The 25,385-nt window shown below is 73.2% G+C and carries 19 protein-coding genes, 1 pseudogene and 1 riboswitch; of the genes and pseudogenes, 16 read left to right on the top strand and 4 right to left on the bottom strand.

Translation table 11 applies throughout. The features are described from left to right. The first annotated feature begins 23 nt into the window (after positions 1-23). Positions 24-914 carry a neutral zinc metallopeptidase gene (locus SH922_RS08660; protein ID WP_393056614.1) on the top strand — a complete coding sequence of 297 codons (891 nt, stop codon included), beginning with the start codon at positions 24-26 and terminating at the stop codon, positions 912-914. Positions 915-1,037: 123 nt separating this feature from the next. After that, positions 1,038-1,451 (top strand): VOC family protein, encoded by a 414-nt coding sequence (locus SH922_RS08665; protein WP_393056616.1) that lies wholly within the window; start codon positions 1,038-1,040, stop codon positions 1,449-1,451. A 162-nt stretch (positions 1,452-1,613) separates the two neighbouring features. On the opposite strand, the gene SH922_RS08670 is transcribed toward SH922_RS08665, so the two are convergent. The 3 genes from SH922_RS08670 to SH922_RS08680 form a co-directional block, all read right to left on the bottom strand. Further along, entirely contained in the window at positions 1,614-2,924 is a 1,311-nt protein-coding gene (locus SH922_RS08670) for a hypothetical protein (protein WP_393063496.1), read from the bottom strand. Positions 2,925-3,110: 186 nt separating this feature from the next. After that, the gene (locus SH922_RS08675; protein ID WP_393056618.1) at positions 3,111-4,238 is read right to left on the bottom strand and encodes an alpha/beta hydrolase; all 1,128 of its coding nucleotides are present in this window, start codon (positions 4,236-4,238) and stop codon (positions 3,111-3,113) included. Positions 4,239-4,452: 214 nt separating this feature from the next. Next, positions 4,453-5,115: a class II aldolase/adducin family protein gene (locus SH922_RS08680; RefSeq protein WP_393056620.1), complete on the bottom strand. Its 663-nt coding sequence runs from the start codon at positions 5,113-5,115 to the stop codon at positions 4,453-4,455. A gap of 235 nt (positions 5,116-5,350) precedes the next feature. On the opposite strand from SH922_RS08680, the gene SH922_RS08685 reads away from it, so the two are divergent. The 9 genes from SH922_RS08685 to cobI all read left to right on the top strand — a co-directional run bounded on the left by SH922_RS08685 (position 5,351) and on the right by cobI (position 18,502). Next, positions 5,351-6,634, top strand: a complete 1,284-nt coding sequence (locus tag SH922_RS08685) for an anion permease (RefSeq protein ID WP_393056622.1) — start codon at positions 5,351-5,353, stop codon at positions 6,632-6,634. Positions 6,635-6,659: 25 nt separating this feature from the next. After that, complete coding sequence (locus tag SH922_RS08690; protein ID WP_393056624.1) at positions 6,660-6,893, top strand: hypothetical protein; 234 nt, start codon at positions 6,660-6,662, stop codon at positions 6,891-6,893. 160 nt (positions 6,894-7,053) lie between these two features. Continuing rightward, a riboswitch (cobalamin riboswitch) is annotated at positions 7,054-7,185 on the top strand. 143 nt (positions 7,186-7,328) lie between these two features. Then, positions 7,329-8,357 (top strand): cobalamin biosynthesis protein, encoded by a 1,029-nt coding sequence (locus tag SH922_RS08695; protein ID WP_393056626.1) that lies wholly within the window; start codon positions 7,329-7,331, stop codon positions 8,355-8,357. Continuing rightward, the gene (locus tag SH922_RS08700) at positions 8,354-9,895 is read left to right on the top strand and encodes a cobyric acid synthase (protein WP_393056628.1); all 1,542 of its coding nucleotides are present in this window, start codon (positions 8,354-8,356) and stop codon (positions 9,893-9,895) included. The genes SH922_RS08695 and SH922_RS08700 overlap by 4 nt, the downstream gene beginning before the upstream one ends. A gap of 20 nt (positions 9,896-9,915) precedes the next feature. Continuing rightward, a complete protein-coding gene (gene cobN / locus SH922_RS08705; protein ID WP_393063497.1) occupies positions 9,916-13,566 on the top strand; it encodes a cobaltochelatase subunit CobN in 3,651 nt (1,216 codons plus the stop codon). Between the two features lie 154 nt (positions 13,567-13,720). Further along, entirely contained in the window at positions 13,721-15,745 is a 2,025-nt protein-coding gene (locus SH922_RS08710; RefSeq protein ID WP_393056630.1) for a putative cobaltochelatase, read from the top strand. After that, entirely contained in the window at positions 15,745-16,344 is a 600-nt protein-coding gene (cobO, locus tag SH922_RS08715) for a cob(I)yrinic acid a,c-diamide adenosyltransferase (protein WP_393056632.1), read from the top strand. The genes SH922_RS08710 and cobO overlap by 1 nt, the downstream gene beginning before the upstream one ends. After that, positions 16,338-17,759 carry a cobyrinate a,c-diamide synthase gene (locus SH922_RS08720; protein WP_393056634.1) on the top strand — a complete coding sequence of 474 codons (1,422 nt, stop codon included), beginning with the start codon at positions 16,338-16,340 and terminating at the stop codon, positions 17,757-17,759. Before cobO ends, SH922_RS08720 begins: the two co-directional genes overlap by 7 nt. Next, a complete protein-coding gene (gene cobI / locus SH922_RS08725) occupies positions 17,756-18,502 on the top strand; it encodes a precorrin-2 C(20)-methyltransferase (protein WP_393056636.1) in 747 nt (248 codons plus the stop codon). Before SH922_RS08720 ends, cobI begins: the two co-directional genes overlap by 4 nt. A gap of 5 nt (positions 18,503-18,507) precedes the next feature. Here the strand turns inward: cobI and SH922_RS08730 are convergent, their stop codons facing one another. Beyond that, a complete protein-coding gene (locus SH922_RS08730) occupies positions 18,508-19,230 on the bottom strand; it encodes a ZIP family metal transporter (protein WP_393056638.1) in 723 nt (240 codons plus the stop codon). A 92-nt stretch (positions 19,231-19,322) separates the two neighbouring features. On the opposite strand from SH922_RS08730, the gene cobM reads away from it, so the two are divergent. The 5 genes and pseudogenes from cobM to cobC form a co-directional block, all read left to right on the top strand. Further along, positions 19,323-20,171 carry a precorrin-4 C(11)-methyltransferase gene (gene cobM, locus SH922_RS08735; RefSeq protein ID WP_393056640.1) on the top strand — a complete coding sequence of 283 codons (849 nt, stop codon included), beginning with the start codon at positions 19,323-19,325 and terminating at the stop codon, positions 20,169-20,171. Further along, positions 20,168-21,424: a precorrin-6y C5,15-methyltransferase (decarboxylating) subunit CbiE gene (gene cbiE / locus SH922_RS08740; RefSeq protein ID WP_393056642.1), complete on the top strand. Its 1,257-nt coding sequence runs from the start codon at positions 20,168-20,170 to the stop codon at positions 21,422-21,424. The genes cobM and cbiE overlap by 4 nt, the downstream gene beginning before the upstream one ends. Beyond that, the gene (cobJ, locus tag SH922_RS08745; protein WP_393056644.1) at positions 21,421-23,145 is read left to right on the top strand and encodes a precorrin-3B C(17)-methyltransferase; all 1,725 of its coding nucleotides are present in this window, start codon (positions 21,421-21,423) and stop codon (positions 23,143-23,145) included. Before cbiE ends, cobJ begins: the two co-directional genes overlap by 4 nt. A gap of 50 nt (positions 23,146-23,195) precedes the next feature. Next, the gene (locus tag SH922_RS08750) at positions 23,196-24,107 is read left to right on the top strand and encodes a sirohydrochlorin chelatase (protein WP_393056646.1); all 912 of its coding nucleotides are present in this window, start codon (positions 23,196-23,198) and stop codon (positions 24,105-24,107) included. Further along, positions 24,076-25,185: pseudogene (cobC, locus tag SH922_RS08755) on the top strand (Rv2231c family pyridoxal phosphate-dependent protein CobC); the annotation flags it as partial. The gene SH922_RS08750 and the pseudogene cobC, both read left to right, overlap by 32 nt. Between the last annotated feature and the right edge of the window lie 200 nt (positions 25,186-25,385).

Raw genomic sequence — 25,385 nt, forward strand, 5'->3', positions numbered from 1 at the left:
CGGGCGGAGCAGAGGGTGGTGCGATGCAGTTCGACGACGACGCCGATCTGGACACATCCGAGGTCAAGGACGTGCGCGGCAGCCGTATCCCCGGCGGCAGAGCCACCGTGGGCGGCGGCATCGCGGGGGTCATCGCACTGATCCTGGGGCTGCTCTTCGGGGTCGGCCCCGATCAGCTCGGCCTCTCGTCGGGCGACTCGGGCACGACCGCGACCGCCTCGTCGGCCGCACAGGTCCAGCAGGAGTGCCGGACCGGCGCGGACGCCAACACCAAGGACGACTGCCGGATCGTCGCGGTGGTCAACAGCGTGCAGGACTACTGGAACCAGGAGTTCGATCGGCGCAACGCCACGTACGGCGGCGCGCGGACGGTGCTGTTCACCGACCGGGTCTCCACGGCCTGCGGATCGGCGACCTCGGCCGTGGGGCCGTTCTACTGCCCCGGCGACCGGCAGGTCTATCTGGACCTGGGCTTCTTCGACGAGCTGCGGACCAAGTTCGGGTCGAGCGGCGGGCCGTTCGCCGAGGCCTACGTCGTCGCTCACGAGTACGGACACCACGTGCAGAACCAGATGGGGACACTGGCCCGCTCGCAGGACGGGCGGACCGGCGAGAACAGCAACGCGGTGAAGGTGGAACTCCAGGCGGACTGCTACGCCGGGATCTGGGCGAACCACGCGACGACCACGCCCGACGAGTCGACCGGCCGGCCGCTGATCACCGAGCTCACCCGGGCGGACATCCGGGACGGGCTCGACGCGGCCGCTTCGGTCGGGGACGACCGGATCCAGGAGAAGTTCCAGGGCCGGGTCACCCCGGAGTCCTGGACGCACGGCTCGGCCGCGCAGCGCCAGCAGTGGTTCACCACCGGCTTCCGCAGTGGCGACATGGCGGACTGCGACACCTTCCGCTGACCTGCGCCGACGGCAGGGACCCTGCGTCGCGCAGGGCATTGTCAGCGCCCGGTGGAAGACTGAGACGCAGATCACAGACGGGCCGCCACGGGCCCGGTGCGGCGCGAGAAGGGAATGAGCACGATGGCAGACGCAGCGGCGGGCGTCCCGACGGTCTATCCGACGATTCTGTACGACGACGCGAAGGCCGCGATCAAGACGCTCACGGAGGGCCTCGGCTTCACCGAGGAAGCGGTGTACGAGGGCGAGGACGGCACGGTGATGCACGCGGAGCTGTCCTGCGGGAACGGCAGGGTGATGCTGGGATCCAAGGGCCGCGAGGGCGTGTTCGCCAAGGCGATGCACGGAGCGGGGCCGGCCGGCGTCTACGTGGTGGTCGACGAGGTCGACGCCCACCACGCGCGAGCCGTGAAGCACGGGGTGGAGATCCTCATGCCGCCCACCGACCAGGACTACGGCTCCCGGGACTACATGGCGCGGGACACGGAGGGCAATGTGTGGAGCTTCGGGACGTACGCCCCGGGTACGGCCGGCTGAACGGGCCGGCCGACCGGCTCCACGGCCGGAGCTGCGGCAGCCCTGCGGCGTGGAGGCGGCGTGGACCGGCCCGTCCGCGCGACCGGTCCTCCGCGGCTGAGGCTGCGGGCCGTCCGGCGCCCCGGAGAACCCGTGACCACCGGACAGCGGGCAGGCGCCGGTTCAGGCTCCGCCGGTGTGCACCTGGAACGCCGCCTTGCGGACCGCTTTGGCGAGCGCGGGGTCGGGGTGTGCGGCGGCCAGGGCCACCAGCACCTGGACGGTGCGCGGGTGGCCGACGGCCCGTACCTCGTCCAGCAGCGCCGGGACGGTGCCCTGCACGGCCGAGTCGAGGTGGCGGACCAGCAGTCCCGTCTCGCCGTGGTCGGCGACGGCCGCCGCGGTGTCGACCCAGAGCCAGGTGGCCTCCTCGCGGCTGAGGACCTCCTGGGCGTCCTCGGGGTCGGTCCCGTCGTACTCCGCGAGCCAGAGCAGCGCGTAGGGGCGCAGCGACGGGTCGGTGACGACGGATCGCACCTCGGGCTCGGCCGGTGCGCCGACGACGCGGAGCGCCTCGAAGGCGAGCCCGCGCAGCAGGGCGTCCTCACCGCGGGCCACACCGAGGAGTTCGGCGACGGCACTGCCGACAGGGCGGGCGGCCAGCCAGGCGCGGTATTCGGCGCGGGCCGGTCCGGGGGTGAGGCGGGCGCAGCCGAGCAGCATGTCGGCGGCGGACTGCTCGATGTTCCCGGCCGGGCTCTGGGCGGCGACGCAGATCTGCTCCAGCTTGACCCAGACCGCCCAGTTGCCGAGCGGGGTGAGGGTGGCGGTCCCGGCGCCGAGGGTGAGCGCACCGACGGCGGCCAGCCCCTCCAGGGCCCAGTCCAGCAGGAGGGCGACCAGTGCGGCGGGGTGAGCGGTGGGCTCAGGCGCGGCGGGGGCGGGCAGCACCTGCGGCCCGTACGGCACCTCGCAGCGCTCCTCGTGCAGCTCCGCCACGCGCTGGCCGAGCAGGTCCAGGAGGGCGGGCACGGTGACCGGGCCCGCCGAGAGCTGAAGCAGGGACAGCACCTGGGGCACGGCCTCGACAGCCTCGGCGACTGCGGTGGACTCGATGTCCCGCGGCGCGGGGTGGACGAGCGACCAGGCGTCGAAGAGCGCCACCCAGCCGCGGAGCACGGCGGAGTCGTCGCGGTCCCAGGCGCGCAGCCGCCAGCCGGGCCGAGCAGTGTCGCCGTGCAGTTCCACGAGCCCGGCGAGCCTGGCCCGGTCCCAGCCGGAGCGCACCTGGGCCGGGGACAACTCCAGCGCCGCCGCGGCCCGTTCGAGGGCCTGGGCGGCCAGTGGAGGCGTGCCGGAGCTCGCGCCGTCGGCCGCCCAGCGGGCGATCCGTACGGCGTCGGCGAGAGCGGTCCTGGCCTGGCGGGCCAGTTCCGCCCGGGGCGGGGTGCCCTCGGGCGGGCGGGGCGCCGGCCTGGTGCGCCGGGTCGTCACGGCCTTGCGAGCTGTGGCGAGGGGTCTCGGGCGGACAAGTCGCAGCCTGGAGTCGCGCGGGGTACGGGACGTCACGGGGAGCAGTCTTGCCTCTGACGGCCCGAAAGCCCAAACGGAACCTGGAACACCGGTGTCGGGGGTGCGGCCGCACCGGCCGGCACCAACCGGCCGAAGCGGTACATCAGCTCACATCAGGGGCGTGAGGAAGCGTCGTAGCGTCTCTTCGTACCGGGCCGGGCCGGCATTCCACATCGCCGCATGCGGAGCCTGGGGTACGGCGTGCAGGGCGATCAGGTCGGGGCGGCGTGCGGCGAGCTCCCGGGACGACTGCCAGGGGGCCAGGGTGTCGTCGGGCCCGTGGAAGATCAGCGTCGGGACGTGCAGGGCCCCGGGCAGCGACGTGTCCAGGAGCCGGGCTCCGCGCAGTCCGGTCTTCCCCTGGGCGGCACGGACGGCGAGGGGCAGCAGGGCGGACGGGACGCCGCGGGCGACGGCCAGGGCGCGCAGGGTGGCCGCCCAGTCCAGCACCGGCGAGTCGAGGACGAGACCGCAGATCCGGTCCCTCAGCGCGGAGTTGACACAGGCGTGCAGGGCCATCGAGGCGCCGGTGGACCAGCCGTGCAGGACGACTTGCTCGGCGCCGTAGCGCACGGCGAAGCGGATGGCCGCGTCCAGGTCCCGCCACTCGGACTCGCCGAGGTGGGCGAGGCCGTCCGGGGAGCGGGGGGCTCCGGGGTCGCCGCGGTAGGCGAGGTCGAGCACCGGCAGCTGCTGCCCGTGCAGGAAGTCCGTCACGTTCAGCGGGTGTTCCCGGGTGGTGCCGATGCCGTGCACGGTGATGACCCAGGTGTCACGGGGGCCGGGCACGAACCAGGCGGGCAGGCCACCGAGTTCCCCGGGGATCTCCACCTCACGGAATTCGAGGCCGAGGGCCGTGGCGGGGTCACCGCTGTGGAGCTCCGGCGTGATGCGGACCTTGGCGCCGGGGCGCAGGGTGCCGCGGTTCACGCGTTCCAGCCGCCGTACGACGGTGTCGGGGGCCTGGTGGGCCTGGTCGATCACCGGCCCCACGACGGCGTGGACGTCGTCGCCCACCAGCCCGTAGGTGCCTGGCCGCAGCGACGCGAGGGAGCGGGTCAGGGTGACCTGCCCGGCCGCCGTCGCATGCACGGTCAGTCTGCGGTCCGCGGGGAGGGGACGTCCGGACGGCGCCTTGAGGGCGACGTCGCCGGCGTACCGGCCGGCCGCGACCGCTGCCGCGCCGACGCCGAGGATGGTGGTGACGGCTGCTGCCGTTGCTGTAGCCAGGCGCACGGCTTCAGCTTCACGGTCCGGGCCGCGTACGGCCAGCGGGCGGGGGCCGTACGGTGACCTGCCCCCCGCGCAGGGCGGTTCCTGCCCCCGCCCCGCACGGTGACCTGCCCCCGCCCTGCACGGTTCCTGCCCCCGCCCTGCGCGGTTCCTGCGCGGCCTCCGCCAGGGTTCGGCCGGCGGACGCCCGTCTCCCAGGCCGGCGGAGGCCCGTCCCTCAGCCCGGCTGCTGCCCGTACCCCTTCAGCGCTTCCTTGACGTCACTCAGCTGCTCCGGCGTGAGCAGGGCCGGGGTGCGGCCGGGTACGGAGCTTGCGGCGAGCCAGAGGCGGCACAGCCATTCGAGCTGGGCGGTCCGGTCGTACGCCTCGTCGAGGGTGGCGCCGTGAGTGACCGTGCCGTGGTTGCCCAGCAGGCAGCCGGTGCGGTCGCGCAGAGCGGCGAGCATGTTTCCGGCCAGTTCGTCGGTGCCGTACCGGGCATAGGCGGCGACCCTGACAGGGCCGCCCAGCATCGCGGCGGCGTAGTGGACCGACGGCACCTCGGTGACGAGCGTGGAGACGGCCGTGGCGTGCACCGCGTGGGTGTGCACGACGGCGGCCGCGTCGGTGTTCCGGTACACCGCGAGATGGAGCGGGAGTTCGCTGGTGGGGACCATGTCACCGAGGACCTGGTTGCCCTCCAGATCGACGCCGACCACATCCTCGGGACGGAGCCGGTCGTACGGCACTCCGCTCGGGGTGACCAGCACGGTCGCGCCGACCCGCGCGGAGACGTTGCCCGAGGTCCCCACGACCAGCCCCTCGGAGGCCGTCCTGCGGGCGGTGGCGACGACCGCACCCCAGGTCCGTTCAATCGAATCCCGCCACTCGCTGCTCATACGAAGATCCTTTCAACGGATGAGCGGCCCACTGCCACCCCTCCCCGAAGGCCCGCCCGAACTCCGGATTCCGGGCCCACACCGGCCTGTGCCGGAATCCCACCGTCACACGGCGGGTAAAAAGGGCAACGGCACTCCGGTTGGGGTCACCACAACGCCCTGCTCAGTTCATCTTCCGTTCACTCAGATTGCCTACGGTCCACGTGCCACTGACGTCGAACGATTGCCTGGGTAAATGGAACACATCACGCTGCTGCTCGCGATTGTGATCGTGACAGCTCTAGTGTTCGATTTCACGAACGGTTTCCACGACACCGCCAACGCGATGGCCACGACCATCTCGACCGGCGCACTCAAACCCAAGACAGCGGTGGCCATGTCCGCCGTTCTCAACCTCGTAGGCGCGTTCCTGTCGGTGGAGGTCGCCAAGACGATCTCCGGCGGGATCATCAACGAAGACGGACTCAGAACCGAGGTCATCTTCGCGGCGCTCGTCGGCGCCATCCTGTGGAATCTGCTGACCTGGCTGGTCGGCCTGCCGTCCAGCTCCTCCCACGCACTGTTCGGCGGCCTGATCGGCGCCGCGGTGATGTCCGCCGGCTGGTCGTCCGTCGACGGCGGCACCGTCGTCACCAAGGTGCTGCTTCCCGCGGTCGCCGCACCGGTCGTCGCCGGTCTGGCCGCGCTGCTGGCCACCAAGCTGACGTACCGCATCGGCGGGAAGGCCACGGGCGGCGCCCAGGAGAAGGCCACCGCGAAGGGTTACCGAGCCGGCCAGATCGCCTCGGCGGGGCTCGTATCACTCGCGCACGGCACCAACGACGCGCAGAAGACCATGGGCATCATCACGCTCGCCCTGGTCACCGGTGGCGTCCTCGCCCCCGGCTCCAACCCGCCGGTCTGGGTCATCGTGTGCGCCGGCCTCGCCATCGCGCTCGGCACCTACCTGGGCGGCTGGCGCATCATCCGCACCATGGGCAGCGGCCTGACCGAGCTGAAGCCGCCGCAGGGCTTCGCCGCCCAGACCAGTGCGGCCACCGTCATCCTGGCCTCCTCGCACCTCGGCTTCTCCCTCTCCACCACCCAGTCGTGCTCCGGTGCCGTCATGGGCGCGGGCCTCGGCCGCAAGGGCGGCGTGGTCCGCTGGTCCACCGCCACGCGGATGTTCGTCGCCTGGGGTCTGACCCTGCCCGCCGCCGGTCTGGTCGGTGCGGGCGCGGAGTTCCTCACCAAGCAGGGCACCTGGGGTGTCGTGGTCGTCGCCGCGCTGCTGATCGCGGGCTCCGGTGCGATCTGGATGCTGTCGCGCCGCAAGCCCGTCGGGCACGGCGATGTCGCGCCCGGCGGCCAGGACGAGGGCGCGGCGGCCGGTGACGACGAGCCCGCGGGCGTCGTCACCACCGCCATCGCGGCCGTCAGCCCGCCGCCCACCGCGGCTGCCCAGACCCACGGCCTCATGGCCACCATCCCGGCCCCGGCCGGACCGGTCACCGACCCGGCCCGACCCGCCACGGTCTAAGAGCCTCCGGTAAGGACAGATCCACATGAACATCGACTGGGCAGCCCTCGGCACCGTCTTCGGCGTCTCCCTCGTCGCCACCGTCGCGCTCGTGGGGCTCTTCACCCTCGGCATCGTCGGCCTCTCCAAGCAGCCGGAACCGGCCGCACAGGACGGATCGGCGGGCGGATCGCTCGTGCTGGCCCGCACCGGCGCGTACGTCTGCTTCGGGCTGTGCGCCGCGGCAGTGGCCTACGGCATCTACCTGATCGTCGCCTGAGCCCCACCACCCACTCCCCGCTCCTTCGCATCGGGCCGGACGCACCACGTGTGCGTCCGGCCCGATGTGCGTCTGAGCACACTGCACCGTCGCAGGTCAACGGCAAGTTGACGGGCGTTCGCAGAGCGTGGTGGACTGCCGGAGCCATTACGGCGACAGCAGAGGAAGCCGGTGCGAATCCGGCGCGGTCCCGCCACTGTCACCGGGGAGCAGTCCCCCACCACGGAAGTCACGGTCCACGCAAGCGGACTGGAAGGCCGGGGGAACTGCGGATCCGGAAGCCAGGAGACTCTCGTCGCCGTCACGTCGAACCAGGGCGCGGACCCTGAGTGAGGACATATCGCCATGCCCGGCTGCCGTGCGTCCAGTCCTGTGCTGCTCCTGCCAGCAACTGCCTGTCCCAGGGTCCTTCGAGGCGCAACGGCCGGCTGAACCGTGCGTGCCGATCGCATCTTCGCGTACGGCGCCACAGCCGGCCTGATCGGCGATCTGCTGCTCGGTGACCCCCGCAGGGGGCACCCGGTCGCCGCCTTCGGGCGGGCCGCGGCAGGCGTCGAACGCCATCTGTGGCACGACCACCGCGGCTGGGGCGCACTGCACACCCTGGTATGCGCCGGAGGCGCCGCCGGCGGTGCCGCGCTGGCCGCCCGTGCGCTGCGCCGCCACCCTGCCGCGTCCGTCGCCCTGACCGCGGCCGCCACCTGGTCCGCCGTCGGCGGTACGTCGCTGGGGCGCGAGGCCCGGCCCATCGGCGATGCCCTGGCCGCCGGGGACCTCGGCCTGGCCCGTGAGCGGCTGCCGCATCTGTGCGGCCGCGACCCGCAGTCCCTGGACGGCCCGCAGATCGCCCGCGCCGTCGTGGAGTCCGTCGCGGAGAACACCTCGGACGCCGTCGTCGGCGCCCTGGTGTGGGGCGCGCTGGGCGGGGTCCCCGGGCTCGTCGGGTTCCGGGCCGCCAACACGCTCGACGCGATGGTCGGCCACAAATCGTCCCGCTACCGGCGTTACGGCTGGGCCTCGGCCCGCCTCGACGACCTCGCGGGCTGGCCGGGCGCCCGGCTGACGGCCCTGCTCGCCGTGACCGCCGGGGGGCGGCCACGGGGAGCGGTCCGGGCCTGGCGGGCCGACGCGGCCAAGCACCCGAGCCCCAACGCGGGCCCGGTGGAGGCCTCGTTCGCGGGCGCGCTCGGCGTACGGCTCGGCGGGACGCTCGCCTACGGCGGCCGGGTCGAACACCGCCCCGTGCTCAACGGGGACACCGGCCGGGCGGTGGAGAGCGAGGACATCGAGCGTGCCGTACGGCTGTCGCGCCGGGTGAGTGCGCTGGCCCTCGGCGTGAGCGTGGCGGCCCGCCTGGGCGCGGGGCTCGCGGCACGACGGATCGCGGGGGCCCGTACCGCGGGGGCCCGTACCGCAGGAACTCGACTCTCAGGAACTCGACTCTCAGGACGGAGACCGACATGAGCGGCGGACTGCTGGTCGCCGGGACCACCTCGGACGCGGGCAAGAGCGTCGTCACCGCGGGCATCTGCCGCTGGCTGGTGCGCCGGGGCGTGAAGGTGGCGCCGTTCAAGGCGCAGAACATGTCGCTCAACTCCTTCGTCACCCGCGAGGGCGCCGAGATCGGCCGCGCCCAGGCCATGCAGGCCCAGGCCGCCCGGGTCGAGCCGACCGCCCTGATGAACCCGGTCCTGCTCAAGCCCGGCAGCGACCGCTCCAGCCAGGTCGTCCTGATGGGGCGCGCGGTCGGCGAGATGAGCGCCCGCGGCTACCACGGCGGCCGCCAGGAGCAACTTCTGTCCACCGTCGTGGACTGCCTGGAGCAGCTTCGGGGCACGTATGACGCAGTGATCTGCGAGGGGGCGGGCAGTCCGGCCGAGATCAATCTGCGGCGCACGGACATCGTGAACATGGGCATCGCACGGGCGGCACGCTTCCCGGTGGTGGTCGTCGGCGACATCGACCGCGGAGGGGTCTTCGCCTCGTTCTTCGGTACGACGGCGCTGCTCTCGGCCGAGGACCAAGCACTGATCGCCGGCTACCTGGTCAACAAGTTCCGCGGTGACGTCTCGCTGCTGGAGCCCGGCCTGGACATGCTGCGCGATCTCACGGGACGGCCGACGTACGGGGTGCTGCCGTTCGCCCACGGCCTCGGCATCGACGAGGAGGACGGCCTGCGGGTGTCGCTGCGCGGCACCGTACGGGAGTCGGCAGTCGCCCCACCGCACGGCGAGGACATCCTGCGCGTCGCCGTGTGCGCCGTGCCGCTGATGTCCAACTTCACCGATGTGGACGCGCTCGCCGCCGAACCGGGCGTCATCGTGCGGTTCGTGGACCGTGCCGAGGAACTGGCCGACGCCGACCTCGTCATCGTGCCCGGCACCCGCGGCACCGTGAAGGCGCTCGCCTGGCTGCGCGAACGCGGGCTAGCCGACGCGCTGCGGCGGCGGGCCGCCGAGGGCCGTCCGGTCCTCGGCATCTGCGGCGGCTACCAGATCCTCGGCGAAGAGATCGAGGACGACGTCGAGTCGCGCGCCGGGAAGGTCGACGGGCTCGGGCTGCTGCCCCTGCGCGTCCGGTTCGACCGCGAGAAGACCCTCGCCCGGCCGGTCGGCGAGGCACTCGGCGCCCCGGTCGAGGGGTACGAGATCCACCACGGCGTCGCCGACGTGCGCGGCGGCGAGCCGTTCCTCACCGACGGTCAGGGGCAGCGCCTCGACGGCTGCCGCTCCGGGGCCGTGTGGGGCACCCACTGGCACGGCTCGCTGGAGAGCGACGAGTTCCGCCGCCGCTTCCTGACGGAGATCGCGCGGGCCGCCGGCCGGCGCTTCGTCCCCGCCCCCGACACCTGCTTCGCCGGGCTGCGCGAGGAACAGCTCGACCGCCTCGGCGACCTGATCGAAGAACACGCGGACACCGACGCGCTGTGGCGGCTCATCGAGTCGGGCGCACCGACAGGACTTCCCTTCATCGCCCCCGGAGCACCTGGAGCACGCGCATGAACGCCCCACTGACCGCCCCGCTGAGCACCGTGCTGTTGTTGTCGACCGCCGACACCGACCTCCTCGCCGCCCGCGCCTCGGGCGCGCCCTACCGGATCGGCAACCCGACCCGTATCGATGTCCAGGAGGAACTCCCCGCTCTGATCGAGGGCTCCTCCGTCGCCGTGGTCCGCCTGCTGGGCGGCAGGCGTGCCTGGGAGGACGGGCTCGCGACGCTCAAGGCCTCGGGCATCCCGACCGTGCTGCTCGGCGGTGAGGCGGTGCCGGACGCGGAGCTGATGGCCGAGTCGTCCGTACCGGCCGGGGTCGTCGCCGAGGCGCTGCGCTACCTGGTGGAGGGCGGCCCGGGGAACCTCGTCGAACTGGCCCGATTCCTCTCCGACACCGTCCTGCTGACCGGGCACGGCTTCGCCGAACCGCAGAAGATGCCCGAGTGGGGGCTCCACGGCAGCCGTACGTTCACCGAGGGCCGCCCGACCGTCGGCGTGCTCTTCTACCGGGCGCACCACCTCTCCGGCAACACCTCGTTCGTCGACGTGCTGTGCGACGCCGTCGAGGCACGCGGCGCCAACGCCCTGCCCGTGTACTGCGGTTCGCTGCGCGGCGCGGACGCCGGGCTGTACGAACTGCTCGGCCGGGCCGACACCCTGGTCGCCACCGTCCTCGCAGCCGGCGGCACCCGCGCGTCGGACGCCTCCGCCGGAGGCGACGACGAGGCCTGGGACATCGGGGCGCTCGCCGATCTGAACGTGCCGGTGCTGCAGGGGCTCTGCCTCACCTCCTCGCGCGCCGCATGGGAGGCGTCCGACGCGGCCCTGACCCCGATGGACGCGGCGATGCAGGTCGCCATCCCCGAGTTCGACGGCCGGCTGATCACCGTGCCGTTCTCCTTCAAGGAGCAGGGCCCGGACGAGGTGCCGGTGTACCGCGCCGACCCCGAACGCGCCGCGCGCGTCGCCGGGATCGCCGTGCGCCACGCCGTCCTCAAGCACAAGACCAACGCCGAGAAGAAGCTCGCCCTGGTCTTCACCGCCTACCCGACCAAGCACTCCCGCGTCGGCAACGCCGTCGGCCTGGACACGCCCGCCTCCGCGGTCCGCGTCCTGGACGCGCTGCGCGACGCCGGTTACGGGGTCGACGGTCACCCGGACAACGGTGACGAGCTCATCCACCGCCTCATCAACGCCGGTGGCCACGACGTCGAGTGGCTGACCGAGGAGCAGCTCGCGGCGGCGCCCGCGCGGGTGCCGCTGGCCGACTACCGGCAGTGGTTCGCCGAGCTGGAGCCGGGGCTGCGCGACTCGATGCTGGAGCACTGGGGCGAGCCGCCGGGTTCGCTGTACGTGGACGGGGACGACATCGTCCTCGCCTCGCTCCAGTTCGGGAACGTGGTGGTGCTCATCCAGCCGCCGCGCGGCTTCGGTGAGAACCCGATCGCGATCTACCACGACCCGGACATGCCGCCCTCGCACCACTACCTGGCCACCTACCGCTGGCTGGAGAACACCTTCGGCGCGGACGCCGTCGTCCACATGGGCAAGCACGGCACGATGGAGTGGCTGCCCGGCAAGGGCCTCGGCCTGTCCGCCGGCTGCGGTCCGGACGCGGTGCTCGGCGAGCTGCCGCTGATCTACCCGTTCATCGTCAACGACCCGGGCGAGGGCACCCAGGCCAAGCGCCGCGGCCACGCCACGGTGGTGGACCACCTGGTGCCGCCGATGGCCCGCGCCGACACGTACGGCGACCTGGCGAAGCTGGAGCAACTGCTCGACGAGTACGCGCTGGTCAGCGATCTGGACCCGACGAAGGCACCTACGGTGCGGGCGCAGATCTGGACTCTGGTCAAGGCCGCGGAGCTGCATCACGACCTGCATGTCGACGAGCAGCCGGGCGACGACGACTTCGACTCGTTCGTCATGCACATCGACGGCTACCTCTGCGAGATCAAGGACGTCCAGATCCGCGACGGTCTGCACATCCTGGGCGGCGGCCCGGTCGACGAGGCCCGGGTCAACCTGGTCCTCGCGGTGTTGCGCGCCTCCCAGGTGTGGGGCGGCACGGCGAACGCGCTGCCGGGCCTCCGGGCCGCCATCGCCGAGCACTTCGGGCTCAGCGAGAAGGAGCTGCTGGGCGAGCCGGGGGCCGCCGTGAAGGTGCCCGCCGAGCTGACCGGGCTCGTGGACGGCCCTGCCAGGACGGGCGCGGACGCGATCGACCTGCTGGAGCAGCTGTGCCGCCGTCTCGCGGAGGGCATGGAGGCGCGCGGCTGGGACGTGACCGCGGCTGCGGGCCTGGTCCGGGAGGTGCTGGGCTTCGAACTCCCGGACGCCGTCGCCGTCCTGGGCTTCGCCTGCGAGGAGGTCGTGCCCCGGCTGGCCCGGACGACCGACGAGATCGATCACATCCTGCTGGCGCTGAACGGCGGCTTCGTCCCGGCGGGCCCCTCCGGCTCGCCGACGCGCGGACTCGTCAACGTGCTGCCGACGGGCCGCAACTTCTACTCCGTGGACCCGAAGGCGATTCCGTCCCGGCTGTCGTGGGAGGTCGGCCAGTCGCTCGCCAACTCGCTGATCGCCCGGTACCTCGCCGACACGGGCGACTATCCGAAGTCGGTCGGCCTGACCGTGTGGGGCACCTCCGCCATGCGCACCCAGGGCGACGACATCGCGGAGATCCTCGCGCTGCTCGGCTGCCGCCCGGTGTGGGACGACGCCTCGCGCCGGGTGACCGGCTTCGAGGTGGTCCCGGTGAGCGAGCTGGGCCGGCCGCGCATCGATGTGACGGTCCGCATCTCGGGCTTCTTCCGGGACGCGTTCCCGCATGTGGTGGGGCTGATCGACGACGCGGTGCGCGCGGTGGCGGAGCTGGACGAGCCGGCCGACGCCAACTACGTACGGGCGCACGCCGACGAGGACACGGCGGAGCACGGCGACCGCCGCCGGGCCACGGCCCGCATCTTCGGCTCGAAGCCGGGGGCGTACGGGGCGGGGCTGCTGCCGCTGATCGACGCCCGCAACTGGCGCAGCGACGCGGACCTGGCCGAGGTGTACGCGGTCTGGGGCGGATATGCGTACGGGCGCGGCCTTGAGGGGCGGGCGGCGCGCGGGGACATGGAGACGGCGTTCCGGCGGATCGCGGTGGCGGCGAAGAACGTGGATACGCGCGAACACGATCTGGTCGACGCGGACGATTACTTCCAGTACCACGGCGGCATGGTCGCGATGGTGCGGCATCTGACGGGTGAGTCTCCCGAGGCGTACGTGGGGGATTCCGCGACGCCGGATCAGGTGAGGACCAGGACCTTGAGCGAAGAGACGCACCGTGTCTTCCGGGCGCGGGTGGTGAACCCCCGGTGGATGAGCGCCATGAGGAGGCACGGGTACAAGGGCGCCTTCGAGATGGCGGCGACCGTGGACTACCTGTTCGGGTACGACGCGACAGCCGGGGTCGTGGACGACTGGATGTACGAGAAGCTCAGCGCCGAGTACGTCTTCGATCCGGAGAACCGGGAGTTCATGCAGAAGTCCAACCCCTGGGCCCTGCGCGGCATTTCGGAACGGTTGCTGGAGGCGGCCGAGCGGGGGCTGTGGGCGGAGCCGGACGCGGAGACGCTGGAGCGGCTGCGGGCGACGTATCTGGAGCTTGAGGGCGACCTGGAGGGCGACGCGTGAGCGGGCGGCACGTGGCGCCTGCGGCGGGCTCTCTCCCCTGGCCCGCCCCTTCCCGTAGCCGGGGGCTCCGCCCCCGGACCCCCGCTCCTCGAACGCCGGAGGGGCTTGAACACGCCCTGGAGGGGCTTGATCGCTCCCTCGCCAAGGAGGTCCTGTGAGTACGCCTTATCCCTTCACCGCCATCGTCGGGCAGGACGACCTCCGGCTCGGGCTGCTGCTGAACGCGGTGAGCCCTGCCGTGGGTGGCGTCCTTGTGCGTGGCGAGAAGGGGACCGCCAAGTCCACCGCCGTGCGCGCGCTGGCCGCGCTCATGCCCGAGGTGGCCGTCGTCCCCGGGTGCCGGTTCTCCTGCGCCCCGGACTCGCCCGATCCGGCGTGTCCCGATGGCCCCCACGAGGCCGGATCCGGCGTGTCGAGGGCCGCGCGGACGGTGGAGCTGCCCGTCGGCGCGTCCGAGGACCGGCTCGTCGGGGCGCTCGACATCGAGCGGGCGCTCGCCGAGGGCGTGAAGGCCTTCGAGCCGGGGCTGCTCGCCGACGCGCATCGCGGGATTCTGTACGTGGACGAGGTCAATCTGCTCCATGACCATCTGGTGGACCTGCTGCTGGACGCGGCCGCCATGGGGGCCTCGTACGTGGAGCGCGAAGGCGTCTCCGTACGGCATGCCGCCCGCTTCCTGCTCGTCGGGACGATGAACCCCGAAGAGGGCGAACTGCGCCCCCAGTTGCTCGACCGGTTCGGGCTGACCGTCGAGGTCGCGGCCTCCCGTGAGACCGATCTGCGGGTCGAGGTGGTACGGCGACGGCTCGCGTACGACGACGACCCGGCCGCCTTCGCCGCCCGGTGGGCGGACGAGGAAGGCGCGTTGCGGGCACGGATCGTGGCCGCGCGTGCGCTGCTCCCCGAGGTACGTCTCGGTGACGGCGCGTTGCGCCAGATCGCGGCCACCTGCGCCGCCTTCGAGGTCGACGGGATGCGGGCCGACATCGTGATGGCGCGGACCGCCACGGCGCTGGCCGCCTGGGCGGGACGTACCGATGTGCTCGCCGAGGACGTGCGGCAGGCCGCCCTGCTCGCACTCCCCCACCGGCGCCGGCGCAATCCCTTCGACGCGCCGGGGCTCGACGAGGACAAGCTCGACGACACGCTGGAGCAGAACAGCGGCGAGGACGACGATCCGGACCCGGACGGGCCTGGCGGCGGCGGCCGGCCGCCGGAGGGCGACGGGCCCGACACGCCGCCGCAGCCCGAGGGCGGGGCCGACGACACGCCCGCGCAGACCGTGCCCGAGCAGGGCAGGGAGCAGGAGCCGGCACAGGGTCAGTCCCCCGGCGGCGGCGAGCAGCAGCCCGTGCGGGCCGGTGAGCCGTTCCGTACGAAGATGCTGAGCGTGCCCGGTCTGGGCGAGGGCGCGGCGGGGCGGCGGTCCCGGGCGCGTACCGAGCACGGGCGGACGACCGGGGCGCGGCGTCCGCAGGGCGCGCTCACCAAGCTGCATCTGGCCGCGACCGTGCAGGCCGCCGCCCCGCATCAGCGGGCGCGGGGCCGGTCCGGGCGGGGTCTGGTGGTGCGGCGGGACGATCTGCGGCAGGCGGTGCGCGAGGGGCGTGAGGGGAACCTCGTGCTGTTCGTCGTGGACGCGTCCGGGTCGATGGCCGCCCGGCAGCGGATGACCGCCGTGAAGGGTGCGGTGCTGTCCCTGCTGATGGATGCCTACCAGCGGCGGGACAAGGTCGGGCTGATCACCTTCCGGGGCAAGGACGCCGAGGTGGTGCTGCCGCCGACGTCATCAGTGGACGCTGCTGCCGCGCGGCTGGAGATGCTGCCGACCGGGGGGCGCACCCCGGTGGCCGCCGGGCTGCTGAAGGCCCATGACGTGCTGCGGGTGGAGCGGCTGCGCGATCCTTCGCGGCGGCCGTTGCTCGTCGTGGTGACCGACGGACGGGCGACCGGGGGGCCGGAGCCGGTGGCGCTGGCCGCGCGGGCCGCCCGGCTGCACGAGGCCGAGGGCACGGCGTCCGTCGTCGTGGACTGCGAGTCGGGGCCGGTACGGCTCGGGCTGGCCGCAAGCCTCGCGGGTGAGCTTGGCGGCACCGCCGTCACGCTCGACGAGCTTCGGGCCGATTCGATCGCCGGGCTCGTCAAGGACGTTCAGCACAACAACAGGAGGGCCGCGTAGTGCCGCAGGGACAGCCGACCACCGTGCCGGACGACGGGCTCACCACCCGTCAGCGCCGCAACCGTCCGTTGCTGATGGTGCACACCGGCATCGGCAAGGGAAAGTCGACGGCGGCCTTCGGGCTCGCGCTGCGCGCCTGGAATCAGGGGTGGCCGATCGGGGTGTTCCAGTTCGTGAAGTCGGCGAAGTGGAAGGTCGGCGAGGAGAACGCGCTGAAGGTCCTCGGCGCGAGCGGTGAGGGCGGGTCCGTCGCCTGGCACAAGATGGGCGAGGGCTGGTCCTGGGTCCAGCGCGATCAGCAGCTGGACAACGAGGCGGCCGCGCGGGAGGGCTGGGAGCAGGTCAAGCGCGATCTGGCCGCCGAGACGCACCGGCTGTACGTCCTCGACGAGTTCGCCTACCCGATGCACTGGGGGTGGGTCGACACCGACGAGGTCGTCGAGGTGCTCCGTGACCGGCCCGGCAGCCAGCATGTGGTGATCACCGGGCGCAACGCGCCCGCCGCGCTGCTGGACGCAGCGGATCTGGTGACCGACATGTCGAAGGTCAAGCACCCGATGGACGCCGGACAGAAGGGCCAGAGGGGCATCGAGTGGTGAACGTTCCGCGCCTGGTCATTGCCGCGCCGTCGTCCGGCAGCGGCAAGACGACCGTAGCGACGGGTCTCATGGCCGCCTTCGCCGGGCGGGGGCTCGCCGTGTCCGGGCACAAGGTGGGGCCCGACTACATCGATCCCGGCTATCACACGCTGGCGACCGGCCGGCCGGGGCGCAATCTCGACGCGTACATGTGCGGGCCGGAGCTGATCGCCCCGCTGTTCGCGCACGGTGCGCAGAGCTGTGACCTGGCGGTGGTCGAGGGTGTGATGGGGCTGTACGACGGGGCTGCGGGGCAGGGTGAGCTGGCGTCCACGGCTCAGGTGGCGAAGCTGCTGCGGGCGCCCGTGGTGCTGGTCGTGGACGCGTCGTCGCAGTCCCGGTCGGTGGCGGCGCTGGTGCACGGCTTCGCGTCGTGGGACACGCAGGTGCGGATCGGCGGGGTGATCCTCAACAAGGTCGGCTCCGACCGGCACGAGGCGCTGCTGCGGGACGCCCTGGACGAGTCCGGGGTGCCGGTGCTGGGGGTTTTGCGGCGGGCCGCACAGGTGGCGGTGCCGTCGCGGCATCTGGGGCTGGTGCCGGTTGCTGAGCGGCGGGGCGATGCGGTGGGCGCTGTCGCGGCGATGGGGGATCAGGTGCGGGCCGGGTGCGACCTGGACGCCATCCTGGCTCTCGCGCGGTCCGCGCCGGAGCTGGGCGCGGAGGCGTGGAGCGCGGCTGAGGCGGTCGGCGCCTGCGGTGGGGCTGTTCCCCTCCCCGCGCCTTCCCGTAACCGGGGCTCCGACCCGGCCCCCGCTCCTCAAAGGCCGCAGGGGCCGGCAGTGGTCGCCGTCGCCTCCGGGGCCGCGTTCACCTTTTCCTACGCCGAGCACAGTGAGCTGCTCGCCGCCGCCGGGGCCACCGTCGTGCCGTTCGACCCGCTGCGGGACGAGGCTCTGCCCGAAGGGACCCGGGGGCTGGTCATCGGGGGCGGGTTTCCCGAGGTGTACGCGCCGGAGCTGTCCGCCAACGAGCCGTTGCGCAAGGCCGTGGCGGAGCTCGCCGCCTCCGGAGCTCCGGTGGCGGCCGAGTGTGCGGGGCTGCTGTATCTGGGCCGCTCGCTGGACGGGCTGCCGATGTGCGGGGTGCTGAACGCCGAGGGGCGGATGTCGGAGCGGCTGACGCTCGGCTACCGGGACGCCGTGGCGCTCTCCGACAGCGTGCTGGCGGCTACGGGGACGCGGATGCGTGGGCACGAGTTCCACCGCACCGTGCTGGAGCCCGGTGCCGGGGACGAGCCGGCCTGGGGCATGCACCAGCCGGAGCGGCGCGTGGAGGGGTTCGTCCAGCAGGGCGTGCACGCGAGTTATCTGCATACGCATTGGGCTTCGGCGCCCGGTACGGCCCGCCGATTCGTTGAGAGGTGCAAGGGATGAACGACGGTCGCGGTACGAGCACGCTGGTCGGGGTCGGGGTCGGACCCGGCGATCCGGAACTGGTGACCGTCAAGGGCGTCAATGCTCTGCGGGACGCAGCGGTCGTCGTGGTGCCGGTGATGGACACGGGTGAGCAGGGGCGCGCCGAGGCGACGGTGCTGCACTACGTGGGGGCCGAGAAGGTCGTGCGGGTCGTGTTCGCGCTCAACGAGCGGACGGACCGGGCGCGCCGGGAGGCGGCGTGGGACGCGGCGGGTGCGCGGGTCGCGGGGCTGCTGCGTACGCACGGTTCGGTGGCGTTCGCGACGATCGGCGACCCCAACGTGTACTCGACGTTCACCTATCTCGCGCACACGATCGGTGAGCTGCTGCCGGGCACGGCCGTGGTGACGGTGCCGGGGATCACGGCGATGCAGGATCTGGCGGCGCGCAGTGGCGCGGTGCTGACCGAGGGCACCGAGCCGTTGACTCTGGTGCCGGTGACGGCGGGGGCCGCGGTGCTGAAGCAGGCTCTGGAGGGCCCGGGGACGGTCGTCGCGTACAAGTTCGGGCGACTGGCCGAGGAGGTCGCCACTGCGTTGCGCGAGACGGGGCGGACCGAGGACGCGGTGTGGGGTTCGGCGCTCGGGCTGCCGGAGGAGTCGATCCGGCCGGCGGCGGAGCTGGCCGACGGCCCGTTGCCGTACCTCTCCACGCTGATCGCGCCCGCGCCGCGCGACGGCGGTCGGGGCGGCAAGTTGTGAGGCGGTCACTGCGCGAGGCCCACCACCAGCCAGATGAACCCCACTCCGGCGACCGTGCACAGCAGGGTGGAGCGGGCCGGGTGTTCGTGGTGTGCCTCGGGCAGGATCTCGGCTGCGGCGAGGTAGAGCAGCGCGCCGCCGAAGAAGCCCAGATAGCAGCCGAGGAGTTCCTCCGGAAGGGTGAACACGAGCGTCGTCGCCGCGCCGACGACGGGTGCCGCCGCGTCCGCGTAAAGCATCGTCAGGGCCTTGCGGCGGGCGTTCCCGTACAGGCTGGTGATCGTGTACGTGTTGAAGCCGTCGGCGAAGTCGTGGGTGATGACGGCGAGGGCGACGGCCGCTCCCATGCCGCCGCCCACCTGAAAGGCCGCGCCGAGCGCCACGCCGTCCATCAGGCTGTGGAGGACCATGGCGGCCGCCGCTGTCAGTCCGACCTGCGGCACACGTTCCTCGCTCGCGCCGTGTGCCGCCTGGCGTACGGCGAGCAGCCGCTCCACCAGGTGCGCGAAGAGGAAGCCGCCCACGAACAGCAGCAGGGCCGCCGGTACGCCGAAGACGAGGCCGCCCGCGGCTTCGATGGCCTCCGGCAGCAGGTCGAGGCCGACGACTCCGAGCATCAGTCCGCCGGCGAATCCGAGCACCAGGTGGCGTCGGTCGGTGACGCGCTGGGCGACCCAGCCGCCGACCAGGGTCATCAGGAACGCGCCGAGCGCGACGAACACCGCCATGGGCTCTTGCTAGCCGATTGACCCCGGTGCGCGCATCCCAGGATGCCCGCAGCCACGTCCCCTCTCCTCATGTTTCCGAAAGGACCCGTCCCATGTCCGAAGCAGTCGACGCAGCCGCCGCAGCCGCCGCGCCCACCCGCGGCACCGTGACGTTCGTCGGTGCCGGCCCCGGCGCCGCCGATCTGCTGACCTTCCGGGCGGCGCGGGCCATCGCGGACGCCGACATCGTCATCTGGGCGGCCAGCCTGGTGCAGGCCGAGGTCCTCGACCACGCCCGGGAGGGCGCGGAGATCCTGGACTCGGCGCAGATGTCCCTCGAAGAGGTCGTCGCCGTGTACCGGCGGGCGGCGGACGAGGGGCTGAAGGTGGCCCGGATCCACTCCGGCGACCCGGCGCTGTGGGGCGGCACGCAGGAGCAGGTCGACCGGTGCGGCGAACTGGGCGTCGCGGTCGAGATCGTGCCCGGTGTGTCGTCGTTCTCGGCGGTCGCGGCCATCGTGCAGCGCGAGCTGACGATCCCCGAGGTGGCGCAGTCGGTGATCCTGACCCGGCTCGGCGGTGGCAAGACGCCGATGCCGCCCGGTGAGGAGGTGCGGGAGTTCGCCCGGCACGGCACGACGATGGCGCTGTTCCTGTCGGCCGCCCGGTCCGGTCAGCTGACGCAGGAACTGCTGGAGGGCGGCTACCCGACCTCGACGCCGGTGGTGATCGCGTACCAGGCGACGTGGCCGGAGGAGCTGATCCTGCACTGCACGATCGAGACGCTGGAGGCCACGGTCAAGGAGCACAAGCTCTGGAAGCACACGCTCTTCCTCGTCGGCCCGGCACTGTCGGCGTCGGGTACCCGTTCGCACCTCTACCACCCGGGTCATTTCCACGGGTACCGCAAGGCGGACAAGGCGGCGCGCGCCGAGTTGCGCGCCCAGCGGTCCGGCTCGTGATCCGGGTCTTCGGTACGGGTACGGGGGCGCCGCTCTCCCCCGATGCCGTGCGGGCGCTGGCCGGGGCCACGCTCGTGGTCGGGGCCCGGCGTCATCTGGACGGGGCCGCGCTGCCGGCGGGCGCCGGGCGGGTGGTGCTGGGGCAGCTGGCCCCAGCCCTCGACCGGATCGGGAAGCACCTCACCGAGGACGGGGCCCGGGTCGTGGTGCTGGCCTCCGGGGATCCGGGGTTCTTCGGGATCGTCCGGGCGCTGGCGGACCGGTTCGGACCCGCGGCGCTCGATGTGCGACCGGGTGCGCCGTCGATCGCGGTGGCGTTCGCCCGGCTGGGCATTCCGTGGGACGACGCGGTCGTCGTCAGCGCGCACGGGCGTGATCCGCGGACCGCGGTGAACGTGTGCTTCGCGCACCCCAAGGTCGCGGTGCTGACGGGGCCCGGTGCCGGGCCGGCGGAGCTGGCGGCGGGGCTGCTGTACCGGAGCGAGGAGCGGACCCTGGTCGTCGCGACGGCGCTCGGGGACCCGGAGCGGGAGCGCATCGAGCGGCTGACGCCTCAGGAGGCGGCGGCCCGTCAGTGGCCGGATCCGGTGAGTGTGGTGCTGTGCCTGGACGAGTCGCGGGCCCTGTCGCCGGTGCGGACGGTGGCAGGGCCCGCCACCGGGCCGGCCGGATGGGCGCTGGACGAGGCGGAGTTCGAGCACCGTGACTCGATGATCACCAAGTTCGAGGTGCGGGCGCTGGCACTGTCCCGGCTCGGGCCGCGCACGGGTGATCTGGTGTGGGACATCGGGGCCGGTTCGGGCTCGGTGGCGGTGGAGTGCGCGCGCCTCGGCGCCGCCGCCGTGGCCGTCGAGGCGACGGGGGACGGCGTCGAGCGGATCCGGGCGAACGCCGCCGCGCACGGGGTGTACGTGCGGGCGGTGCACGGTGCCGCGCCGATAGTGCTCTCCGACCTTGAGGACCCCGACGCGGTGTTCATCGGGGGCGGCGGGCGTGAGCTGCCCGCGATCGTGACGGCGTGCGCCCGGCGGGCGCGGCGTGCCGTGGTGGTCGCGGTGGCGGCCCTGGACCGGGTGGGACCGGTACGTGCGGCGCTGGCCGCGGCCGGGTTCGAGCCCGAAGGTGTGCTGTTGCAGTCGTCGCGGCTGGCGCCGCTGCCCGGTGACGTGACCCGGCTCGCCGCGGCCAATCCGGTCTTTCTGCTGTGGGGCGTCCGCTCCGCGGCCGGTGCAAGTGAAGGAGCGAACCAGTGATCGGCCTGATCTCCGCGACGGCGGCGGGCGCCGTCGCCCGTGACCGGCTGGCCGCGGCCTGGCCCGGCCGTGCCGTGGTCTACGACGGCCCGGTGCGCGAGGCCGTGCAGCGGGCGTTCGCCGAGTGCGAGCAGCTGGTGTGCTTCCTGGCGACGGGGGCCGTGGTCCGGCTGGTCGCGCCGCTGCTCGCGGACAAGGCGGCGGACCCGGGTGTCGTCTGTGTCGACGAGGCGGGGCGTCACGCGGTGGCGCTGCTCGGCGGGCACGGCGGCGGGGCGAACGCCCTGGCGGTGGCGGTCGGTGAGGTGCTGGGCGCGGCGCCCGTCGTGACGACGGCGACGGACGCGGTGGGCGTTCCCGGTCTCGACATGCTGGGGCTTCCCGTGGAGGGGGATGTCGCGGGCGTGTCGCGGGCGATGCTCGACGGTGCGCCGGTGACGTTGCGGGCGGATGCGGTGTGGCCGCTGCCCGCCCTGCCGCCGAACGTGGGCCCCGATGGGGCGGGCCCCGCGGTGCTGCACCTCACCGACCGGATCGTCGAACTCGGTTCGCAGGCCGCCGTGTTGCGGCCTGCCTCGCTCGCCGTCGGGGTCGGCGCGTCCAAGGACGCGCCGGAGGACGAGGTGCTCGGGCTGATCCGGGGCGCGCTGGAGGAAGCCGGGCTCTCGCCGCTGAGCATCGCGGAGCTGGTGACCGTCGACGCGAAGGCCGGGGAGCCGGGGATCCTGGCCGCCGCCTCGCGGCTCGGTGTGCCGCTGCGGACGTACCCGGCCGAGGAGCTGGCCCGGATCGAGGTGCCGCATCCCTCGGACGCGCCGCTCGCCGCCGTCGGCACGCCGTCCGTGGCGGAGGCCGCGGCGCTCGCGGCGGGGGGTGAACTCCTCGTACCGAAGCGGAAGTCGCAGCCCGAGGGGCGGGCGGCGATGGCCACCTGCGCGGTGGTGCGCCGGGCACCGCGTGGGCGGCTCGCCGTCGTGGGGCTCGGTCCCGGGGCGCGTGACCTGCTGACGCCGCGCGCCCGTGACGAGCTGCGGCGGGCGTCGGTGCTGGTCGGGCTCGACCAGTACGTCGACCAGATCAGGGATCTGCTGCGGCCGGGCACGACGATTCTGGAGTCGGGGCTCGGTGCCGAGGAGGAGCGGGCCCGTACCGCGGTCGCCGAGGCGCGCAAGGGGCATGCGGTGGCCCTGATCGGCAGTGGTGACGCGGGCGTGTACGCGATGGCGTCACCCGCGCTGGCCGAGGCCGGCTCCGACATCGATGTGGTCGGTGTGCCGGGTGTGACGGCCGCGCTGGCGGCGGCAGCGATCCTGGGCGCCCCGCTGGGGCACGACCACGTGTCGATCAGCCTCTCCGATCTGCACACGCCGTGGGAGGTGATCGAGCGTCGGGTACGGGCCGCGGCCGAGGCCGACATCATCGTGACGTTCTACAACCCGCGCAGCCGGGGCCGCGACTGGCAGCTCCCCAAGGCGCTGTCGATCCTGTCCGAACACCGGGAGCCGGCCACGCCGGTCGGGGTCGTACGCAATGCCTCGCGCCCCGACGAGAGCAGCCGGGTGACCTCGCTGGCGGCGCTGGACCCCGCAGAGGTCGACATGATGACCGTCGTCACCGTCGGCAACACGGCCACCCGTGAGATCGCGGGCCGCATGGTCACCCCGCGCGGCTACCGCTGGCAGTCGGCCACCACCGCCCCGGCCCGGGAGACGGCAACGTGAACCGGCCCGCCGCCCCCTCCCCCACAGCCCATGAACACCGAGGAGACCCCGTGATCACCCCGCCCGCCCAGCCCGCACTGCTCATCGCCGGCCACGGCACCCGGGACGAGGGCGGGGCCGCCGCCTTCCGTGACTTCGTGGCCGAGCTCGGCGCCCGTAACCCGCAACTGCCCGTCGCGGGCGGCTTCATCGAGCTGTCGCCGCCCCCGCTCGGCGACGCGGTGACCGAGCTCGTCGAGCAGGGCGTCAGCCACTTCGCCGCCGTCCCCCTGATGCTGGTGTCGGCCGGGCACGCCAAGGGGGACATCCCGGCGGCGCTGACCCGTGAGAAGGAGCGCCACCCCGGCATCTCGTACACCTACGGGCGTCCGCTCGGCCCGCATCCGGCGCTGCTGAACGTGCTGGAGCGGCGGGTCGACGAGGTGCTGGGCGACACCGACCGGTCGGAGGTGACGATCCTGCTGGTGGGGCGCGGTTCCACCGACCCGGATGCCAACGCCGAGGTGTACAAGGCGGCGCGGCTGTTCTGGGAGGGCCGGGGCTACGCGGGCGTGGAGACGGCGTTCGTGTCGCTGGCCGCTCCTGATGTGCCGTCCGGTCTCGACCGTTGCGTGAAACTGGGTGCGGGGCGCATAGTCGTCCTGCCGTACTTCCTCTTCACGGGCATCCTGCCGGACCGGGTGCGTCATCAGTCCACGGAGTGGGCCGCCGCCCACCCTGAGCTGGACGTCCGGCCGGCCGAGGTGATCGGTGCCGCGGAGGAACTGCTCGATCTGGTCATGGAGCGCTACCGGGAGGCCGTCAAGGGCGATCTGCGGATGAACTGCGACTCTTGCGTGTACCGGATCGCACTGCCGGGCTTCGAGGACAAGGTGGGACTGCCGCAGCAGCCGCACTTCCACCCTGACGACGACGGCCATCACCACCACCCCCACCATGGCGGTCATGCACACTCCCATTGAGAGTCCCGACGCGACAGGCGCGGGCGCGCACGATCTGCGGCACCACGGTGACGCGGAGGTACGGGGACGGGGCCGGGATCTGACCGATCTCGCCGTCAACGTACGGGCCGGTACCCCACCGGCCTGGCTCAAGGACCGGATAGCCGCGTCCCTGGGCGAGCTCGCCGCGTACCCGGACGGGCGCACGGCGCGTGCGGCGGTCGCCGCACGGCACGGGCTGCCGCCGGAGCGGCTCCTGTTGACGGCGGGTGCGGCAGAGGCGTTCGTGCTGATCGCGCGGGCGCTGCCGGCCCGGCGGCCGGTCGTGGTCCATCCGCAGTTCACCGAGCCGGAGGCGGCGCTGCGCGCGGCCGGGCACGAGGTGGGACGGGTGCTGCTGCGGGCCGAGGAGGGCTTCCGGCTGGATCCGGCGGCCGTGCCGGCCGATGCGGATCTGGTGGTGGTCGGCAATCCGACCAACCCGACGTCCGTGCTGCATCCCGCGGCCGTGCTGGAGCAACTGGCGCGTCCCGGGCGGACGCTGGTGGTCGACGAGGCGTTCATGGACGCGGTGCCGGGCGAGCGCGAGGCGCTGTGCGGCCGCATGGACATCCCGGGGCTCGTGGTCCTGCGCAGCCTCACCAAGACCTGGGGGCTCGCCGGGCTGCGGATCGGCTACGTGGCGGCCGCGCCGGAGACCGTCCGTCTGCTGGAGGAGGCGCAGCCGTTGTGGCCGGTGTCGTCGCCGGCGCTGGCGGCGGCCGAGGCGTGCGTGGAGCCGCGGGCACTGGCCGAAGCTGCGGCGGCTGCCGACCGGATCGCGGTGGACCGCTGTCATCTGGTGGCGGGTCTGCGGGAGTTCACCGAGATACGGGTGGCGGAACCGGCGCAGGGGCCGTTCGTGCTGGTCCGGCTGGAGCGGGCCGGGGAGATACGTGAGCGGCTGCGGATGCTGGGCTTCGCGGCCCGGCGTGGCGATACGTTTCCCGGGCTCGGCGCCGAGTGGCTGCGGCTGGCCGTGCGGGACCGCACGACGACCAACCGCTTCCTGCAGGCGTTCGACCAGGCACTCCAGGCGCTGTCCGCGGTCAGCCGCTGACTCGGTCGGTGACGGTCCTGCCGGGCCCCTGACACGTGTCGCCCCGCTTGAGAGCGCCGCCCTGCACGCGGAGCTCTCAAGCGGGGAGCGGTGCTCACGCGTTGAGCAGTGCTCTGCGTACGGAGCGCCACTCAAGCGGGGAGCGGTGCCCCGTATACAGAGCACCGCTCCCCGCCCCCGTCTTCTTTCCCTACGACCCC

Origin of the sequence: Streptomyces sp. LN549 (assembly GCF_043203805.1) — a bacterium.
GTDB lineage: Bacteria > Actinomycetota > Actinomycetes > Streptomycetales > Streptomycetaceae > Streptomyces.

What these genes read in the sequence shown, in the direction of transcription:
- SH922_RS08660 (WP_393056614.1), top strand. Translation starts at nt 24, where the DNA reads ATGCAGTTCGACGACGACGCCGATCTGGACACATCCGAGGTCAAGGAC.
- SH922_RS08665 (WP_393056616.1), top strand. Translation starts at nt 1,038, where the DNA reads ATGGCAGACGCAGCGGCGGGCGTCCCGACGGTCTATCCGACGATTCTG.
- SH922_RS08680 (WP_393056620.1), bottom strand. Translation starts at nt 5,115, where the DNA reads ATGAGCAGCGAGTGGCGGGATTCGATTGAACGGACCTGGGGTGCGGTC.
- SH922_RS08685 (WP_393056622.1), top strand. Translation starts at nt 5,351, where the DNA reads ATGGAACACATCACGCTGCTGCTCGCGATTGTGATCGTGACAGCTCTA.
- SH922_RS08690 (WP_393056624.1), top strand. Translation starts at nt 6,660, where the DNA reads ATGAACATCGACTGGGCAGCCCTCGGCACCGTCTTCGGCGTCTCCCTC.
- SH922_RS08700 (WP_393056628.1), top strand. Translation starts at nt 8,354, where the DNA reads ATGAGCGGCGGACTGCTGGTCGCCGGGACCACCTCGGACGCGGGCAAG.
- cobI (WP_393056636.1), top strand. Translation starts at nt 17,756, where the DNA reads ATGAACGACGGTCGCGGTACGAGCACGCTGGTCGGGGTCGGGGTCGGA.
- SH922_RS08730 (WP_393056638.1), bottom strand. Translation starts at nt 19,230, where the DNA reads ATGGCGGTGTTCGTCGCGCTCGGCGCGTTCCTGATGACCCTGGTCGGC.
- cobM (WP_393056640.1), top strand. Translation starts at nt 19,323, where the DNA reads ATGTCCGAAGCAGTCGACGCAGCCGCCGCAGCCGCCGCGCCCACCCGC.